Source organism: Caulobacter vibrioides (assembly GCF_002858865.1).
In the GTDB taxonomy this organism is placed as follows: domain Bacteria; phylum Pseudomonadota; class Alphaproteobacteria; order Caulobacterales; family Caulobacteraceae; genus Caulobacter; species Caulobacter vibrioides.
On sequence record NZ_PJRR01000012.1, the window covers coordinates 257,441 to 275,429 of the forward strand.

General features: G+C 66.7%; 11 protein-coding genes and 1 riboswitch. Of the genes, 7 read left to right on the plus strand and 4 right to left on the minus strand.

Annotated features, from left to right (window positions below; translation table 11 throughout):
* Window positions 1-17: 17 nt before the first annotated feature.
* Window positions 18-1,562: a helicase HerA-like C-terminal domain-containing protein gene (locus CVUC_RS07815; RefSeq protein WP_096032144.1), complete on the minus strand. Its 1,545-nt coding sequence runs from the start codon at window positions 1,560-1,562 to the stop codon at window positions 18-20.
* 103 nt (window positions 1,563-1,665) lie between these two features.
* Here CVUC_RS07815 and CVUC_RS07820 point away from each other — a divergent pair, with 103 nt between their 5' ends.
* Both CVUC_RS07820 and CVUC_RS07825 read left to right on the plus strand, forming a co-directional pair.
* Window positions 1,666-2,775 (plus strand): AI-2E family transporter, encoded by a 1,110-nt coding sequence (locus CVUC_RS07820; protein WP_096032143.1) that lies wholly within the window; start codon window positions 1,666-1,668, stop codon window positions 2,773-2,775.
* Between the two features lie 337 nt (window positions 2,776-3,112).
* Window positions 3,113-7,936 (plus strand): NAD-glutamate dehydrogenase, encoded by a 4,824-nt coding sequence (locus tag CVUC_RS07825; protein WP_096032142.1) that lies wholly within the window; start codon window positions 3,113-3,115, stop codon window positions 7,934-7,936.
* A gap of 53 nt (window positions 7,937-7,989) precedes the next feature.
* Here the strand turns inward: CVUC_RS07825 and CVUC_RS07830 are convergent, their stop codons facing one another.
* Window positions 7,990-8,742, minus strand: coding sequence for a dienelactone hydrolase family protein (locus CVUC_RS07830; RefSeq protein ID WP_096032141.1), 753 nt, complete (start codon window positions 8,740-8,742; stop codon window positions 7,990-7,992).
* A 121-nt stretch (window positions 8,743-8,863) separates the two neighbouring features.
* Complete coding sequence (gene purH / locus CVUC_RS07835) at window positions 8,864-10,453, minus strand: bifunctional phosphoribosylaminoimidazolecarboxamide formyltransferase/IMP cyclohydrolase (RefSeq protein ID WP_096032140.1); 1,590 nt, start codon at window positions 10,451-10,453, stop codon at window positions 8,864-8,866.
* Window positions 10,454-10,478: 25 nt separating this feature from the next.
* A riboswitch (ZMP/ZTP riboswitch) is annotated at window positions 10,479-10,559 on the minus strand.
* A gap of 264 nt (window positions 10,560-10,823) precedes the next feature.
* Between purH and pgm the strand changes: the two genes are divergently transcribed.
* The 3 genes from pgm (at window position 10,824) to CVUC_RS07850 (ending at window position 14,742) form a co-directional block, all read left to right on the plus strand.
* Window positions 10,824-12,464, plus strand: a complete 1,641-nt coding sequence (pgm, locus tag CVUC_RS07840) for a phosphoglucomutase (alpha-D-glucose-1,6-bisphosphate-dependent) (protein ID WP_205685761.1) — start codon at window positions 10,824-10,826, stop codon at window positions 12,462-12,464.
* Between the two features lie 162 nt (window positions 12,465-12,626).
* Complete coding sequence (locus CVUC_RS07845) at window positions 12,627-14,285, plus strand: lysine--tRNA ligase (protein ID WP_096032138.1); 1,659 nt, start codon at window positions 12,627-12,629, stop codon at window positions 14,283-14,285.
* 247 nt (window positions 14,286-14,532) lie between these two features.
* On the plus strand, window positions 14,533-14,742 hold the full coding sequence (locus CVUC_RS07850; RefSeq protein ID WP_010917972.1) for a hypothetical protein: 210 nt from the start codon (window positions 14,533-14,535) through the stop codon (window positions 14,740-14,742).
* A 34-nt stretch (window positions 14,743-14,776) separates the two neighbouring features.
* On the opposite strand, the gene CVUC_RS07855 is transcribed toward CVUC_RS07850, so the two are convergent.
* Complete coding sequence (locus CVUC_RS07855) at window positions 14,777-15,418, minus strand: S24 family peptidase (RefSeq protein WP_096032137.1); 642 nt, start codon at window positions 15,416-15,418, stop codon at window positions 14,777-14,779.
* Window positions 15,419-15,611: 193 nt separating this feature from the next.
* Here CVUC_RS07855 and CVUC_RS07860 point away from each other — a divergent pair, with 193 nt between their 5' ends.
* Both CVUC_RS07860 and CVUC_RS07865 read left to right on the plus strand, forming a co-directional pair.
* Window positions 15,612-16,091: a MerR family transcriptional regulator gene (locus tag CVUC_RS07860; protein WP_010917970.1), complete on the plus strand. Its 480-nt coding sequence runs from the start codon at window positions 15,612-15,614 to the stop codon at window positions 16,089-16,091.
* 102 nt (window positions 16,092-16,193) lie between these two features.
* Complete coding sequence (locus CVUC_RS07865) at window positions 16,194-17,987, plus strand: acyl-CoA dehydrogenase C-terminal domain-containing protein (RefSeq protein ID WP_096032136.1); 1,794 nt, start codon at window positions 16,194-16,196, stop codon at window positions 17,985-17,987.
* The last annotated feature ends 2 nt before the right edge of the window (window positions 17,988-17,989 follow it).

Below are 17,989 nucleotides of genomic sequence, written 5' to 3' on the forward strand. Positions count from 1 at the left end.
CCATCGTCCAGGTGCGGTCAGCGCCGACGACGACGGCTCGCACCACCGCTGAGACCGCCCAACAACCCGCGCATGAGCTCCCGCCCCGCCTGAGAGGCGACCGTACGAACCAGCGTGACCGCGAAGGCCTCGACCATGGTCTGGCGACCCGAGGCGCGGGGGCGACTTTCGCGCGCCTCGCGGGCGGCTTCGCGCTCCCGAACCTTGGCCTCGGCGGTGGCGCGCTGGTCGGCTTCGGCCTCCTGGCGCTCGGCCTCCGCCTGCCGTTGCGCCTGTGCAGCGCGCCCCTGCAGGATTTCGTAGGCGGAGTCGCGATCCTCGGCCGTGTCGTAGACGCCCGCGACCGGACTTTCTGCATGCAGCGCGGCGCGCTCCTGCGGCGTCAACGGCCCCAGGCGAGAAGCCGGCGGCCGGATCAAGGTCTTCTGGACGATCCGGGGGGCGCCCTTCTCGTCGAGCGTGGAGACCAGCGCCTCACCCACGCCCAGCGCCTGGATGGTTTCGGCGGTGTCGAAGCCCGGATTGACCCGGAACGACTGGGCGGCGGCCTTGAGGCCCTTCTGATCCGCAGGCGTATAGGCGCGCAGGGCATGCTGCACGCGGGCGCCCAACTGGCCTAGCACCCCGTCCGGGATATCCGCTGGATTCTGGGTGACGAAATAGATCCCCACGCCCTTCGAGCGGATCAGCCTGACAACCTGCTCGATCTTCTCCAGCAGCGGCTTGGGCGCGTCGTTGAACAGCAGGTGCGCCTCGTCGAAGAAGAACACCAGCTTGGGCTTCTCCGGATCGCCGACCTCGGGCAGGACTTCGAACAGCTCCGACAGAAGCCACAGCAGGAAGGTCGAATAGAGCTTGGGCGACTGGATCAGACGATCAGCCGCCAGCAGGCTCACATAGCCGCGTCCGGCCGCATCGGTGCGCATGATGTCGGACAGATCAAGCGCAGGCTCGCCGAAGAAGTGCTCGGCCCCCTGGGTCTGCAACGTCAGGAGCTTGCGCTGGATGGCGCCGACGGTCGCCGGCGCAACATTGCCGTACTGCGTGCCGATCTCATCAGCGTTGTCGGCGACATATTTCAGCGCCGCCTGGAGGTCCTTCAGGTCCAGCAGCAGCAGCCCGTCCTTGTCGGCGACGTGGAAGGCGATCGTCAGAACACCTTCCTGCACGTCGTTCAGCTCCAGCAGACGCGAGAGCAGCAGCGGCCCCATCTCCGAGATGGTGGTGCGGATGGGGTGACCTTTCTGGCCGAACAGATCCCAGAAGATCACCGGCGGCGCGGCGGGTGCCAGGACGAGGTCCATCGATGCGGCGCGGGCCAGCATCTTTTCATTGGGCGTTCCCGGGATGGCGACGCCTGAGAGATCGCCCTTCACATCGGCCGCGAACACCGGGACACCGGCGTCGGAGAACGCCTGCGTCAGCACCTGAAGGGTCACGGTTTTGCCGGTGCCCGTGGCGCCGGCGACCACGCCATGCCGGTTCGAGCGATCGAGCCTTTGCGTGACCGGACCTTCGCCGAGGCCGACCAGAATCTCGTTCTCGCTGATCGACAGCGGCATGAGCAAACTCCTTACATCGATGCGCGTTCGACCCTAAACGGGGCCTTGCGCCGCGCCAATCGGCGCGCGCAATCTCGATCGCGTATCTGGAGAAATTTTACAAATGCCGGCTCCCGCCCCGCCGTCGGTGACGACCCGCAACGCCGTCGTCTTCCTGGCCGTCATCGCCGGCGCAGCGACGCTGAAGTGGATGCAGGATATCCTGACCCCCCTGGCGCTGGCGCTCTTTCTGGCGGTGATGATCGACAGCTTCGCGCGGGTGCTGACCGACCGAACGCCGCGCTTTCCCAGGCGCCTCGCCCTGCCGACAGCGGTGGTGCTGTCCTTGTGGCTGTTTGGGATGTCGGTCTGGATCGTCATCGACAACGGCAAGGAGTTCTTCGACCACTCCTCCCAGTATGTCGACAGCCTCAATGCGATCATCGCCAGGTTCACCCCGACCATCGCGCGTCTCGCGCCGGGCCTTGAACTGTCGGTCGCCCCGACGATCGGCGACCTCGTCAAGCACCTGAACCCGCAACGCTACTTCGGCGATGTCGCCCAGTCCTTCAACAGCTTCGCCACCAGCGCCATCCTGGTGCTGATCTATCTGGGCTTCATCCTGGCCTCGCGTCGCGGCTTCGCCCGGAAGATCGTGGCGCTGTTTCCCCATCACGCTGAGCGCGAGACGAACATGAAAATGTTCCAGCGCATTCGCGATGGCGTTGAGCAATACCTCTGGATCCAGACCGTGACCGGCCTGATGATCGCAGTCTCGGCGTTCATGGTCATGACGCTCGTGGGCTTGGACAACGCCTTCTTCTGGGCGTTTCTGATCTTCCTGGCCGCTTACATCCCGATCCTAGGCGGCGCGATCGGCTGCTTCCTGCCGCCGATCTTCGCGCTGATCCAGTTTCCCGAAAGTCTCTGGCCGGCGGTCATCCTCTTCGTCGCGTTGCAGGGGATCTTTTTTGTGGTCGGCAATGTCATTCTGCCCCGCATGCAGGGCGACAGCCTGAACATGGACCCCACGGTCGTGCTGCTGTCTCTGGCGGTCTGGGGCGCGCTTTGGGGCGTGCCGGGGATGTTCCTGTCGACGCCGCTCACCGTCGCCGCGATGGTCATCCTCGCCCAGTTCGAAGGCTCGCGCTGGATCGCGATCCTGCTCTCGGAGGACGGCGATCCTCAGGGCGTTCCCGAGATCCCCGCAGCGGACGTTGCGCAAAAGAAATGAGCGCCCCCCTTAAACCGCGTTCTTGGGCGCCTACATCTAATTTGTCCGGCTCCCCCACCCGGACAAACCGCCGATGAGGGCAGGCCAAAGCCGCCGTCTCATCGCCGCGAGGACGCCCGCGCTTCCCCAAGCGGGCCTGCGCCGCCGGCTTCCCCCCAGCCGGCGGCGCTTCCGTTCCGTTAACGACATGTGTCGCAGAGCCAACTAGTCTGCTGTCGCATCTTCGATCTATCCACCGGGCGTGGCCAGTTAGAAAGCCGTGGCGTGCTTTTCGTACAAGCGTTGAATTTTTACCTTTATGCGGTAGTTAGATCGGAAAAATATTCGAGGAAACGGAATGAGCGGCGTTAAGATTGACCCCAGCAACAGCTTGACCGCCGCCTATGCCCTGACGCGCGGCAAGACGGTCCAAGAGCTGGCCCTCGAAGAGCGCGACTTTTTGGCTCAGGTCGGCGCCGATTGGGCGATCGAAGACGCTCCCGTGCTTTCGGCCAAGGCCGCCGCCGCCTCGCTGGCGGAGTTCTTCGACTTTGCGCGCACCTTGAAAGGCGACCAGCCGACGGTCAGGCTGCGCTCTGCAGGCGAAGCCGGCGCGGCGCGCGATCTGCTTGAAATCGTACAGCCAGACCGACCCTTCCTGGTCGACAGCGTCATGGGCGAGATCACGGAAAGCGGGTTCCGCGTCCGGGCAATGTTTCACCCTGTGGTCGAGATCGACGGGATCGCGCGGTCGTTCATTCAAGTCCATCTGGATCCTGTCGGCGAGGATCGTGTCGAATCCCTGCTGGAACAAATCCGCGAAACCCTCTTCGACGTGCGTCGGGCGGTTGGCGACTTCAAGGCGATGCGAGACTTGATGCATCGCGCGGTGGCCGAGCTCGCGGCGACCCCCGGAGTCACCAGCGAGGAGGGTCGCCAGGAGGATCTCGCCTTTCTGCGATGGCTGGAGGACGACAACTTCGTCTTCCTCGGCGCGCGGGTGTATGAGTATCCCCGGTCGAGCGATGGCGGATATGCGGCCGAGGAGCCGCTGTACGAAGCCGAAGCGAGCCTGGGCGTTCTGAGAGACTCCTCGCGCTCGGTCCTTCGCAGAGCCTACGAGCCTGCGATCCTGTCCAAGCAACTGCAGCGGCAGCTCGAGACCGGCGCGCCTGTTGTGGTCGCCAAGTCGAACCTTCGCTCGCGCGTGCATCGCCGTGGCTTCATGGATTACGTGGGCGTGCGACGCTATGGGGACGATGGCAAGCCATCGGGCGAAGTCCGCTTTGTGGGCCTATTCACCGCCGAAGCTTATGAGACGCCCGCCGTCGAAGTTCCGCTGATCCGTCACCGCGTGGCGAGAATCATGCGCCGCGCGGCCAAGGCGCCGGGCAGCCACAATGAAAAGCGGCTTCGGAACATTCTCGAGACGTGGCCGCGCGACGAGCTATTCCAAACCAGCGAAGACACGCTGCTGTCGATGGCGCTGGGCGTCCTGCATCTCATCGATCGCCCGCGCGTGCGGCTGTTCGCGCGCCTCGACCCGTTCGACCGCTTCGCGTCCGTCCTCGTCTATATCCCCCGCGAGCGTTTCGACACCGAGGTCTGCGCGCGGGCCGGCGCGATCCTCGCCGACGCTTATGACGGCAAGGTTCTGGAATACTATCCAGAGATTTCCGACGCGCCGCTGGCGCGCGCCCATTTCATCATCGAAGTCACGCCAGGCGATCATCCCGATCCCGATCTCTCGCAGGTCGAGGCCCGGATCGCGGACACCGCGCTGACCTGGGAAGACCGGTTCGAAGCCGTCGTCCGCGCGGGCGGCGCCCCGACGGGTGGCGTTCGAACCCTTCTGGACAAGTATGGCTATGCGTTCCCGCCGGGCTATCGCGACCAGTACGATGCGTTGGAAGCGCTCGCCGACATCGACATCATCGAGACTCTGACCGAAGGCGCATTGCCTCGCGTACGCGCCTTCCGGCGCTTCGAAGACGGACCGCGGACCTTCCGGTTCAAGCTCTATCTGCGCGGCGCGGCTGCGCCGCTGGCTGAGGTTCTGCCGATCCTGGAGCGCATGGGCCTCAAGGCGCTGATCGAGGATGGCTTCCGCCTCAGCATTCACGAGAAGGACGGGCCGCATTCGGTCTGGGTGCATGAGTTCGTTCTGGACGACCCAGCCGGCGAGCACATTGTGTTCGATGAAGTTCGCCAGGTTTTCGAAGAAGCGTTCATCGCGATCTGGACCGGCGCCACGGAGAACGATGGTTTCAACCGCATCGTGCTCGAAATGGCCGTGGGTTGGCGGGAAGCTGCGCTGTTGCGCGCCCTCGCACGTTACCGGCAGCAGTCTGGGCTGGACCCCAGCCAGCAGGTTCAAGAAGCGGCGCTTCGCGACCACCCGATGGTCGCACGGCTCATTCTCGATCTCTTCCGCGTCAAGTTCGATCCGGCAATCAGGGCCGACCTCAGGACCCGGCGAGAACAGGCTGAGGCTGTTCAGTTCAGCATTGTCGAGGCGCTGCAGGCCGTCGAGAGCCTCGACGCCGACCGCGTGCTCCGCCGCCTGGCGGCCCTGGTGGGCGCGATCCAGCGCACCAACTTCTATCAGCTTGGCGCCGACGGAGAGCCCAAATCCTATATCAGCTTCAAGATCGCCTCCCGCGAACTGGAAGACCTCCCGGCGCCCAAGCCCTACCGCGAGATCTATGTCTCGGCGCCGCATGTCGAGGGCGTGCACCTGCGCTTTGGCCCGGTGGCCCGGGGCGGTCTGCGCTGGTCGGATCGTCGCGACGACTTCCGTACCGAGGTTCTGGGCCTGGTTAAGGCTCAGCAGGTCAAGAACGCGGTCATCGTGCCGGTCGGCTCCAAGGGCGGCTTCTATCCGAAGCAACTGCCCCGCGGCGGCGATCGCGACGCGATCCAGGCCGAAGCGATCCGGGCCTACAAGACCTTCCTGTCGGGCCTGCTGGACCTGACCGACAATATCGACAGCGATAATCAGGTCGTGCCGCCGCCATCGGTCATCGCCCATGACGCCCAGGACCCGTATCTGGTCGTCGCCGCCGACAAGGGCACGGCGACCTTCTCCGACATCGCCAACGGCGTGGCCGAAAGCTACGGCTTCTGGCTGGGCGACGCCTTCGCCTCAGGCGGCTCGGTCGGCTATGACCACAAGGTGATGGGCATCACCGCCCGCGGCGCCTGGGAAGCGGTCAAGCGCCACTTCCGCGAGCTGGGCAAGGATATCCAGACCGAGGCCTTCACCGTCGTGGGCGTCGGCGACATGTCGGGCGACGTGTTCGGCAACGGCATGCTGCTGTCCAAGCAGACCAAGCTTTTGGCCGCCTTTGACCACCGCCACATCTTCCTCGACCCGAACCCCGATCCCGCCGTCTCGTGGGCCGAGCGCGACCGGATGTTCAAGCTGCCGCGCTCGTCGTGGGAGGACTATGACAAGTCGAAGATCTCGGCCGGCGGCGGCGTCTTCGCCCGTAGCCTGAAGAGCATCCCGCTCTCGGCCGAGGTCCGCGCCATGCTGGAGATCAAGGCCGAGGCCGTGTCTCCCGCCGAGCTGATGACGGCGATCCTGAAGTCGAAGGCTGAGCTTCTCTATCTCGGCGGCATCGGCACCTATGTGAAGGCCAAGGGCGAGACCAACGCCGACGCCGGCGACAAGGCCAATGACGCCATCCGCATCAACGGCTCGGACCTGCGGGTGAAAGTGGTCGGCGAAGGCGCAAACCTGGGCCTGACGCAAGCCGGCCGCATCGAGTTCGCTCAGGCCGGCGGTCACATCAACACCGACGCCATCGACAACTCGGCCGGGGTCGACAGCTCCGACCACGAGGTCAACATCAAGATCCTGACCGGGATCCTGGAACGCGGCGGACAGCTGGATCGCGAAAGCCGCAATACGCTCCTGGCCTCGATGACCGATGACGTGGCCCACCACGTCCTTGAGCATAACTATGATCAGACCCTGGCCCTAACGCTGCTGGAAAGCGACGCGGTCAGTGAGGTCGACGCCCAGATCCGCTACATGGTCAATCTGGAACAGCGCGGCCGGCTGGATCGCCGGGTCGAGGGCCTGCCGACGAATACGACGCTTCTGGAGCGCAAGGCGGCGGGCCGTGGCCTGACCCGTCCTGAGCTGGCGGTCCTGCTGGCCTACGGCAAGCTTGATCTGTTCGACGAGATCGTCGCCAGCCAGTCGCCCGATGATCCCTGGTTCGAGCGCACCCTGCGCGGCTACTTCCCCAAGGCGCTGGATCAGTACGCCGACGCCATGCAGAAGCACCGGCTGAAGCGCGAGATCATCGCCACCGTGGTCGGCAACCAGATGGTCAACATGTGCGGCCCGACCTTTGTCAGCCGCCTGAAGGCCGCCGCCAGCGCCGACGTCAACGCCGTGGTGGTCGGCTTCACCGCCGCCCGCGAGATCCTCGGGATCGACGGTCTGTGGGATCAAGTCAACGGCCTGGACAACAAGGCCTCCGCCGAGGGCCAGACCGCGCTCTACAAGGCGCTGGCCTATGCCCTGCGCAGCCTGACCTTCTGGCTGGCGCGCCGCGCCCAGCGCGACGCCGCCAACGTCCAGACCCTGGTTGAGGCCTATGGCCCGTCGGTCGCCGCGCTCAAGGCCCTGGCCCCGGCGATCCTGTCGCCGTTCGAGCAGAAGGCGGTGTCCAAGCGGGTGAAGGCCTATGTCGCCGACGGCGCCCCGGAAGCGCTGGCCCTGAGCGTCGCTGCTCTTCAGCCGCTGACGACGGCCGCCGACCTTGTCGACCTCGCCAACGCCTCCAGCTGGAGCGTCGAAAATGTCGCGCGCCTCTATCATCAGGTCGGCGCGGCGTTCGGCTTCGATCGTCTGCGCGGCGCGGCCGGCTCGTTCGTGGGCGGCGACGCCTTCGAGCGTCTGGCGGTGCGTCGCTTGATCGAGGATATGCTGACCGAGCAGACCTCGATCACCCAGCAGGTCCTGAAGTTCGCCGCCAACGCCCAGGCCGGCGAGGACGAGGCGGCGGCCAAGGCCGCCATCTCGTCCTGGGCCGCCCTGCGCGGTGATCGTCCGCGCGCCGTCAAGCGCACGATCGAGGACATCGAACAGGCCGGCGGTGGCTGGACCTTCGCCAAGCTGACGATCGCCAACGCGGCCCTGCGCGAGTTGTCCAGCGCCGCCTGAGGCTGCCTGGAGCCCTTTCCGATCTGGTTGACTCAATCAGATCGGAAAACGCTCTAGCTGCAGCGGCCCAAGGCCCCCGCGAAATAGCCCTGCACCGCCTGGAAGAGATCCGGGCGGTAGCGCGCTCTTGGATCGTTGGCGCGGTCATCGTCGAAAGCATGGGTGGCGTCGGCGTGGAAGACGCGATCCACCTTGAGCCCATCGGCCGCCAGCCGATCCAGCGCCTTGGCCGGCGCCTTCCAGCCGACCACCTGATCCTTGCCCGCCAGCACCGACCAGACGGGCGGACCGCCCTGATCCCAGCCGCGCGCTGAGGTCAGGGAGCCATAGCCGGCATAGGGATAGACCAGCAGCGTCCCCTTGACCCGGGCGCGCAACTTGGCGGGATCAGCGTCGACCAGGGTCGTTCCCCGCGCGGCGCTCCGGCCAACCGCGTAGCTGTCCATGATCGTCCAGCCGCCATGGCTCCAGCCGGCCAGAAAGACGCGGTTGGCGTCGGCCCAACCTTGGGTCTCCAGCCAGGCCAGCATGGCGAAGATGTCGGCCGCGCGCTTTAGGCCGTGCAGCGCCACGCCCGTGCAGACAAACAGCTTGGCGTCCAGCGTCGACATCCCCCGCGGCTTAAGCGAGTCGACCACCACGGCCGCCCAGCCGGCCTGGACAGCGACGCGGGCGTACTCTTCGAGGAACGGCGTCTTGCCGCCGCAGCCGTGCAGGATCAGCGCCACCGGGAAAGGGCCGGGCCCCGCAGGTTTGAACACCCGCGAGTGCTTGGCGACCTTTTCACCCCAGGCGGCGCTGTCCATCAGTCCCTCATCGGATCATCTAGAGCGAAATGCGCGATTCATGAATCGCACATCTCGCTCTAGCTTTCTGTTTTCACATCGTTTTTGCGGAAAGCCGGTTCCCACTTTTCCGCACGATGCTCTAGTGGCGGAACACTCGCACACCCGTGAAGGCCATTGTAAGGCCAAGCTTGTCGGCCGCCTCGATGACCTCCGGATCGCGCATCGAGCCGCCCGGCTGGATGATCGCCGTGGCCCCCGCTTCCGCCGCCTGGATGAGACCATCCGCGAACGGGAAGAAGGCTTCCGAGGCGCAGGCGCAGCCCTTGAGGTCCAGGCCGAAATCGGCGGCGCGCAGGGCCGCGATCCGGGCGCTGTCCTTGCGGTTCATCTGGCCGGCGCCGACGCCCAGGGTCTGGCCGGCGCGGGCGTAGACGATGGCGTTCGACTTGACGTGCTTGCCCACCGTGAAGGCGAACAGCATGTCGCGGACTTCCTCGTCGGTCGGCTGGCGCTGGGTGACGATCTTCAGGTCCGAAGCCTTGATCCGCGCGTCATCGCGCGACTGCACCAGGAAGCCGCCGGCCACGCTCTTGAAAGTGTCGCCGGTGGACAGCGCATCGGGCAGACCGCCGGTGACCAGCAGGCGCAGGTTCTTCTTGGCGGCGAAGACAGCGATGGCGTCTTCGTCGGCCTCGGGGGCGATGACCACCTCGGTGAAGATCTCGACCATCGCTTCGGCCGCCTCACGGGTCAGGCGCGAATTGACCGCCACGATGCCGCCGAAGGCCGAGGTCGGATCGCACGCCAGCGCCCGCTCATAGGCCTCGCGCTGGGTCGAACCCACCGCCACGCCGCACGGATTGGCGTGCTTGATGATCGCCACGGCCGGACCGGCCGCCGGGTCGAACTCGGCGATCAGCTCGAAGGCCGCGTCGGTGTCGTTGATGTTGTTGTAGCTGAGTTCCTTGCCCTGCAGCTGGGTGGCCGTGGCCACGCCCGGACGCGGGTTCGGGAAGGTGTAGAAGGCCGCCTTCTGGTGCGGGTTCTCGCCGTAGCGCATGGTCTGGCGCAGGGTCCCGGCGATGCTCTTGCGGGCCGGGAAGTCCTGGCCGAGGGCTTCCGCTAACCAGGCCGAGATCGCCGCGTCATAGGCCGCCGTGCGGGCATAGGCGCGGGCCGCGAGCTGCTGGCGCAAAGCCAGCGTCGTCCCGCCGGCCTTCAGGGCTTCCAGCACCTCGGCGAGGTCCGATGGATCGGTGCAGACGGCGACATAGCCGTGGTTCTTGGCCGCCGAGCGGATCATGGCCGGGCCGCCGATGTCGATGTTCTCGACGCACTCGGCATAGGACCCGCCCTTCGCGACGGTCGCCTCGAACGGATAGAGGTTCACATAGAGGATATCGATGCCGCCGATGCCGTGGTCGGCCATGGCTTGCGCATGTTCGGGCGCATCCCGAACGCCGAGAAGGCCGCCATGCACCACCGGGTGCAGGGTCTTCACGCGGCCGTCCATCATCTCGGGAAAGCCCGTCAGGTCCGAGACGTCCTTCACCGGGATCCCGGCGGCGGCGATGGCGGCCTTGGTGCCACCGGTCGAGACAAGCTCGACGCCCGCTTCGTGCAGCGTCTGGGCGGCCTCCACGAGGCCGGTCTTGTCGGAGACCGACAGCAGGGCGCGCTTGGGCGCGACGAGATCAGGGGCGGACGGATAGTCGGGGGCGGCGGGCACGGCGGACTCCTCTGGTGTGTTTCAGAAAGGGAGCCCAGGCGCGCGGCTTATGATGTCCACGCTCCCCGATGGTTCCCCATCACTAGCGCCAGTCACGCGAACGCGGCGGAAAATACGAGGGCGGGCGGGGGAGTCAATCAACGATCCTCCCCCCAGCGGGGGAGGTGTCGGCGAAGCCGACGGAGGGGGAAGTCCTGCCGAGCTTGCCCCTCCCCCCTCCGGTCCTTCGGACCACCTCCCCCACGGGGGGGTTTTCGCTCACATCTCCTCCCTCTCCGGGGAAGGAGCGAAATCAGATAGTTCGTGAAATTGTCTCCCGCGCGCTTTAGGACTTCACGCTAATCGATACGTCCAAACTCTACCTGGTGACTTGATGCACGACCGCGCCGGCCTTCGCGCTCTTCCCGAAGATCTTGTCGATCTCGACGCGCTGATCGGCGCCTATTTCGAGATCAAGCCGGACGTCTCCAATCCCGCGCAGAAGGTCGTGTTCGGCACCTCGGGCCATCGGGGCTCCAGCCTGGACGGCGCGTTCAACGAGGCGCACATCCTGGCCGTCACCCAGGCGATCGTCGAATACCGGGCCGCCCAGGGCGTGACCGGTCCCCTGTTCGTCGGCCGTGACACCCATGGCCTGTCCGAGCCCGCCTGGCGCTCGGTGCTGGAGGTGCTGGCGGCCAACGGCGTCGAGGCCCTGGTCGACTCCCGCGACGGCTTCACCCCGACGCCGGCGGTGTCGCACGCCATCCTGACCCACAACCGGCAAGGCGGACGCCAGGCCGACGGCCTGCTGCTGACGCCCTCGCACAACCCGCCGCGCGACGGCGGCATCAAGTACAATCCGCCGTCGGGCGGTCCGGCGGGTTCCGACGCCACCTCCGCCATCGCCGCGCGGGCCAACGAACTGCTCGCGCAGAGCCTCTCGGGCGTTAAGCGCGTTCCCTTCGAGGCCGCCCGCAAGGCCGTCGGCGCCTATGATTTCCTGGGCCGCTATGTCGACGACCTGCCGGCGGTGATCGACATGGCCGCCATCCGTGCAGCCAAGGTGCGGATCGGCGCCGACCCGCTGGGTGGCGCGGCCGTCGCCTATTGGGGCGCGATCGCCGAGCGCCACGGCCTGGACCTGACCGTGGTCAATGAGGCGGTGGACCCGCGCTGGGCGTTCATGCCGCTCGACACCGACGGCAAGATCCGCATGGACTGCTCGTCGGCCAGCGCCATGGCCAATCTGATCGGCATCATGAAGGGCGGCGCGCTCTATGACGTGGCCACCGGCAACGACGCCGACGCCGACCGCCACGGGATCGTCACCCCCGACGGTGGGCTGATGAACCCCAACCGCTACCTGGCCGCGGCTATCTCGTACCTATTCAGCCATCGTCCCGGCTGGGGCGCAGACACCGCCGTCGGCAAGACTCTGGTCTCGTCCTCGATGATCGACCGCGTGGTGGCCGGGATGGGCCGCCGCCTGCTGGAGGTGCCGGTCGGCTTCAAGTATTTCGTGCCGGGCCTCCTGGACGGCTCGGTCGGCTTCGGCGGCGAGGAGTCGGCGGGTGCGTCATTCCTGCGCCACGACGGCGGTGTGTGGACCACCGACAAGGACGGCGTCACCCTGGCCCTGCTGGCCGCCGAGATCCAGGCGGTGACGGGCCAGAGCGCCAGCCAGCTCTACGCCGGCCTGACCGATCAGTATGGCGCGCCGGCCTATGCCCGCGTCGACGCCCCGGCCAGCCGCGAGGAGAAGGCGCGCCTGTCCAAGCTCAGCCCCAGCGACGTCTCGGCCAAGACTCTGGCCGGCGAGGCGATCACCGACATCCTCACCGCCGCCCCCGGCAACGGGGAGGCGATCGGCGGCCTGAAGGTCTGCACAAAGAACGCCTGGTTCGCCGCGCGGCCCTCGGGCACCGAGGACGTCTACAAGATCTATGCGGAGTCGTTCCTGGGCCCCGATCACCTGAAACAGGTCCAGGCCGAGGCCCGCGAGGTGGTGGCGGGGGCGTTGAAAGGCTGAGGCCTTTGAAACTGTCATCCCGGCCAAGCGCGCAGCGCGTCGAGCCGGGACCGCCGCAAGCGCCGCGCTTTCCGAGGTCCCGGATAGCCTCTGCGAGGCTTCCGGGATGACAGTATCGGCTCCGCCCTAGCCCTCCGCCCTCGCGCGGTTTATACGCCCGGCATGTTTGAAGGCCTCTCCCCCCTCGCCCGTGACGCCCGCTCCTGGCCCTTCGAGCAGGCGCGCGCCACGATCGCCCGCGTCCTGCGCGTGCGCCTCACCGACCGCGCCGACCAGGAAGCCGCCAAGGCCCTGATCGACGCCGGCAAGACGGACGAGGCGGTGAAAGCCTATCCGGCTCTCTCCAAGGCCGTGATCTTCGAGACCGGCTATGGGCCGTCGGGCCTGCCGCACCTGGGCACGTTCGGCGAGGTGGCGCGCACGACCATGGTGCGTCAGGCCTTCCGCGCCCTGACCGACGAGGCCATACCCACGCGCCTGATCGCCTTCAGCGACGACATGGACGGCCTGCGCAAGGTTCCCGACAACATCGAGAACAAGCAGCCGCTGATCGAGGACCTGGGCAAGCCGCTGACCGTCGTCCGCGACCCCTTCGGCACCCATGACAGCTTCGGCGCCCACAACAACGCCCGCTTGCGCGCGTTCCTGGACGGTTTTGGCTTCGAGTACGAGTTCGTCAGCTCGACCGACTGCTATCGTGGCGGCCTGTTCGACGCGACCCTGCTGACGGCGCTGGAGCGCTTCGACGCGATCCAAAAGGTCATGCTGCCGACCCTGGGCGAAGAGCGCCGGGCGACCTATTCGCCGTTCCTGCCCATCAGCCCCTCGACCGGCAAGGTGCTGCAGGTCCCGACCCTGGAGCGCAACGTCGAGAAGGGCACGATCGTCTTCGAGGACGAGGACGGCTCGAAGGTCGAGGTCCCCGTCACCGGCGGCCACGTGAAGATGCAGTGGAAGCCCGACTGGGCCATGCGCTGGACGGCGCTGGGCGTCGACTACGAGATGAGCGGCAAGGACCTGATCGACTCGGTCAAGGCCTCGGGCGCGATCTGCAAGGCCCTGGGCGGGGTTCCGCCGGAAGGCTTCAACTACGAGCTCTTCCTGGACGAGAACAACCAGAAGATCTCCAAGTCCAAGGGCAATGGCCTCTCCATGGAGGACTGGCTGCGCTATGGCGCGCCCGAGAGCCTGTCGTACTACATGTTCCAGAGCCCCAAGTCGGCCAAGAAGCTCTATTTCGACGTCATCCCCAAGGCCAGCGACGAGTACCTGCAGCAGCTGGACGGCTTTGGCCGCCAGGAGCCGGCCAAGCAGCTGGACAATCCGGTGTGGCACATCCACGGCGGCAAGCCGCCGCAGCAGGGCTCGCCGGTGTCGTTCAGCCTGATGCTGAACCTCGTCTCGGCCGCCGACGCCTCGACCAAGGAAATCCTCTGGGGCTTCCTGTCGCGCTACATTCCGGGCGCCAGCCCAGAGACCCAGCCGCTGCTGGACCGTCTGGCCGGCTATGCGATCAACTACTACGAGGACTTCGTGAAGCCCTCGAAGGTGTTCCGCGCCCCGACCGATCAGGAGCGCGCGGCCATGCTGGACCTGCTGGCCAAGCTGAAGGCCATGCCGGCCGGGACCCAGGACGCCGAGCTGATCCAGAACGAGGTGTTCGAAGTCGGCAAGACCCACGGCTTCGACCCGCTGCGCGCCTGGTTCCAGGCCCTGTACGAAGTGCTGCTGGGCCAGAGCCAAGGCCCGCGCTTCGGCTCGTTCGCCGCGATCTTCGGGATCGACCGGACGGTGGCGCTGATCGAGGAAAAGCTGGGCTGATCATGGCCCCCCTCCTTGTGGGAGAGGGGGGCCCTGGCGTCGACACCTTCTCCCGCAAGGGGAGAAGGACTCACGTGACGCGAACACCCAAAGCCCCCGCGTGCCCGCGCTGGATGAATCCGCGCGACCTGCGACACCGTGTCCGCGAGGATGAACCCCGCCTGAAGCCGGGATTAAGGGTATGCCCACGTTTCGGAGTCTAGGCTGGAACCATCAGAACCAAGATTAGTCCTCAAGGTTTAGTCCCATGGCTTCCTTCACCCTGCGCCCGTCCGACCGCGAAGAATTCGACTCCCTGCTCGGCGGCATCGTGCAACAGTTCCCCGACGCCCAGGTCGAGGCTGCGCACAACGACACCTGGAACTCCTATCGCGTGGACGTGTCGTGCGCCGATCCGGCCGCCGGCCCGCTGATCGCCTGGCTGCTGGACAGCCACGCCAGCTGCCCGCGGACCTGATCTCTCTCTGACCTGAGCGATCTGTCGGGTCGGCCTACTGGCTGACCCAGACGATCCGCGCGATCCAGGCGACCTCGTCGCGTGACAGCAGGCGCTCGCCGCTCACGCGGTCCAGGGCCAAGAGCTCGATGCTCCGCGCGGTGACCCGGCCCAGCTCCCGCACCAGAACCTCCCCGCCGTGGGTGCGCGTCACCACGCGGTCACCCTTGCGCGGCTCCAGCGTGGGCGAGACCAGCAGCCGGTCGCCGTCACGATAAACGGGCGCGAGGTCATCGCCCGTCACCTCCAGGGCGAAAAGGCCCTCGCCCAGATCCGGGGCCGGCGCCTCGTCCCAGCCCGCGCCGACAGGCATGCCCGCCTCATCGAAGAAGCCGTCCTTGCCCGCCTGGGCCAGGTCGATCAGCGGCGCGCCGCGCCGGCCGGGCGTGCGGACCGGCGATCGCTCGGTCAGGGCGGCGAACTCCGAGAAGTTGACTCCCGTCGCCTCCAGCAGCTTGGACAGGCTCTCGGTCGAGGGCCAGCGCGCGTGGCCGGTCTCGGCCGAACCGCGCTTGGAGCGGTTGAAGCTGGTGGGGTCCAGGCCCGCCATCCTGGCCATGGCCGAGGGCGTCATGTCGAAACGCTCGGCCAGGGCGTCGATCGCGCGCCAGATTTCGCCGTGAGACAGGGTCGCCATCGGCTCCTCCTCCAGTCGGCCTTCGCCGGGAAGGGTACGCCAGCGGGGCTAGGAAAGTAAACCTATCGCCCGCCTTACAGTTGACGTTTACGTAAGCGTTGACGACGTCACGAGATCGGGTTTAGGGTGATCAGCGATAACAAAGCGGCCGGGCCGCAGTAGCCGGGCCCTCTTCCTTGGGAGGTTTCCATCCATGGCCGACCTGCGACGCCCCGAGCGGACCTTCACGATCCGCCAGCTGTGCAATGAATTCAAAGCCACGCCCCGCGCCCTGCGCTTCTACGAGGACAAGGGGCTTCTGAACCCCGCCCGTGAAGGCCTCAACCGCGTCTATTCCCACAAGGACCGCGTCCGTCTGCAGCTGATCCTGCGCGGCAAGCGCGTGGGCCTGTCGCTGACCGAGATCCGCGAGCTCCTCGACCTCTATGACGAGAACGACGAGGGCGCTGCGCAGATGGCCCGCTCGCTGAAGAAGTTCCGCGAACGCGCCACCGCGCTGGAGCAACAGCGCGACGACATCGACAACGCCCTGATCGAGCTGCGCGAGGCCTGCAACCGCCTCGAACGGCGGCTCACCGAGATCCGCCCCGACCTGCTGCCCCGCGCGGCCGACTACGAGCAGGTGCTGCGCGCCCGCCTCGACGGCCACGCCGAAGCGATGCTGGGCAAGTAGGGCCGTTTCGCGCCGCCGACGCCGCCGCCAAGGCGCGCGCGGCGGCCGCCCGTCTTTCTTCCTCCCGATCACTCCTCTTAAGTTCCCTGGCAGGACCGTTCCATGACCTATCAGCCGCCCGTTCGCGATCACGCCTTCATCCTGCGCGACGTGCTCAATATCGATCAACACGGCGATCTGCCGGGCTTCTCCGACGCGCCGTTCGACGTGGTCGAGCAGATCCTCGAGGCCGCCGCCCAGTTCACGGGCGAGGTGCTGGCGCCGCTGAACACGGTCGGCGACAAGACGGGCTGCAAGCTGGATCCGGTCACCAACACCGTCACCACGCCGCCGGGCTTCAAGGACGCCTACAAGCAGATGTGCGAGGGCGGCTGGACCGCGATCGGCTCTGACCCCGCCTATGGCGGCCAGGGCCTGCCGCACGTCGTGAACCTGGCGTTCAGCGAGATGTCGAGCTCGGCCAACATGGCCTTCTCGATGTATCCGGGCCTGGCCCACGGCGCCTATTCGGCCATCCATGTCGGCGGTTCGGACGAGCAGAAGCAGACTTTCCTGCCCAAGATGGTGTCCGGCGAATGGACCGGCACCATGAACCTGACCGAGCCGCACTGCGGCACGGACCTGGGCCTCCTGCGCACCAAGGCGGTTCCGCAGGCCGACGGCAGCTACAAGATCACCGGCCAGAAGATCTGGATCTCGGCCGGCGAGCACGACATGGCCGACAACATCGTCCACCTCGTCCTGGCCCGCATCGAAGGCGCGCCGGCCGGCGTGAAGGGCATCAGCCTGTTCATCGTGCCGAAGTTCATCCCCAACGCCGACGGCTCGGTGGGTCCGCGCAACGCGGGCGCCAAGTGCGTGGGCCTCGAAGAGAAGATGGGCATCCACGGCAACGCCACCTGCGTGATGCAGTATGACGAGGCTGTCGGCTACCTGATCGGCGAGGAGAACTCGGGCCTCAAGATCATGTTCGTCATGATGAACGAGGCGCGCCTGGGCGTGGGCATGCAGGGCGTGGCCCAGGGCGAAGCGGCCTATCAGGCCGCCGTCGCCTTCGCCAAGGACCGCCTGCAGGGCCGCTCGCTGACCGGCCCGAAGAACGCCGAAGGCCCGGCCGACCCGATCATCGTCCACCCGGACGTGCGTCGCATGCTGCTGGAGAGCAAGGCCCTGATCGAGGGTGGCCGCGCCTTCCTGTTCTGGACCGCCCTGCACGGCGACCTCTCGCACGTTCACCCCGACCCGGCGGTGCGCGAGAAGTCCTCTGACTATATGGGCCTGATGACGCCGGTGCTGAAAGGCTACCTGACCGACAAGGGCTTCCAGGTCTGCTCCAACGCGGTGCAGGTGCATGGCGGCAGCGGCTTCACCGAGCACTTCCCGGTCAGCCAGTTCATGCGCGACTGCCGCATCGCCCTGATCTACGAGGGCACCAACGGCGTGCAGGCCCTGGACTTGGTGGGTCGCAAGCTGGCGGCCAAGGGCGGCCGTGCGGTGATGACCTTCTTCCAGGAAATCGACCAGTTCATCGGCGAGAACGACTCTGACGAATCCCTTAAGCCGTTCATCGAAGCCCTGGGCGGCGTGAAGGCCCAGCTGCAGGACGGCACGATGTGGCTGATGCAGAACGGCCTGCAGAACCCCGACAACGCCGGGGCGGCCTCGACCGACTACATGCACCTCTTCGGCCTGGCGGGCCTGGCCTACATGTGGGCGCTGATGGCCAAGGCCGCCAACGCCAAGATCGCGGCCGGTTCGTCCGACCCATTCTTCACGACCAAGCTGACGACCGGTCGCTATTTCATCGAACGCATCTTGCCTGACGCTGCGTCGCATCTGGCCAAGCTGAAGACCGGTTCAGCGACCCTGATGGCGCTGCCTGCGGAGGCTTTCTGATC

Coding starts and splice junctions, on each gene's coding strand:
- CVUC_RS07815 (WP_096032144.1), bottom strand. CDS start 1,562: ATGCCGCTGTCGATCAGCGAGAACGAGATTCTGGTCGGCCTCGGCGAA.
- CVUC_RS07820 (WP_096032143.1), top strand. CDS start 1,666: ATGCCGGCTCCCGCCCCGCCGTCGGTGACGACCCGCAACGCCGTCGTC.
- CVUC_RS07825 (WP_096032142.1), top strand. CDS start 3,113: ATGAGCGGCGTTAAGATTGACCCCAGCAACAGCTTGACCGCCGCCTAT.
- CVUC_RS07830 (WP_096032141.1), bottom strand. CDS start 8,742: ATGGACAGCGCCGCCTGGGGTGAAAAGGTCGCCAAGCACTCGCGGGTG.
- CVUC_RS07845 (WP_096032138.1), top strand. CDS start 12,627: ATGTTTGAAGGCCTCTCCCCCCTCGCCCGTGACGCCCGCTCCTGGCCC.
- CVUC_RS07850 (WP_010917972.1), top strand. CDS start 14,533: ATGGCTTCCTTCACCCTGCGCCCGTCCGACCGCGAAGAATTCGACTCC.
- CVUC_RS07855 (WP_096032137.1), bottom strand. CDS start 15,418: ATGGCGACCCTGTCTCACGGCGAAATCTGGCGCGCGATCGACGCCCTG.
- CVUC_RS07860 (WP_010917970.1), top strand. CDS start 15,612: ATGGCCGACCTGCGACGCCCCGAGCGGACCTTCACGATCCGCCAGCTG.
- CVUC_RS07865 (WP_096032136.1), top strand. CDS start 16,194: ATGACCTATCAGCCGCCCGTTCGCGATCACGCCTTCATCCTGCGCGAC.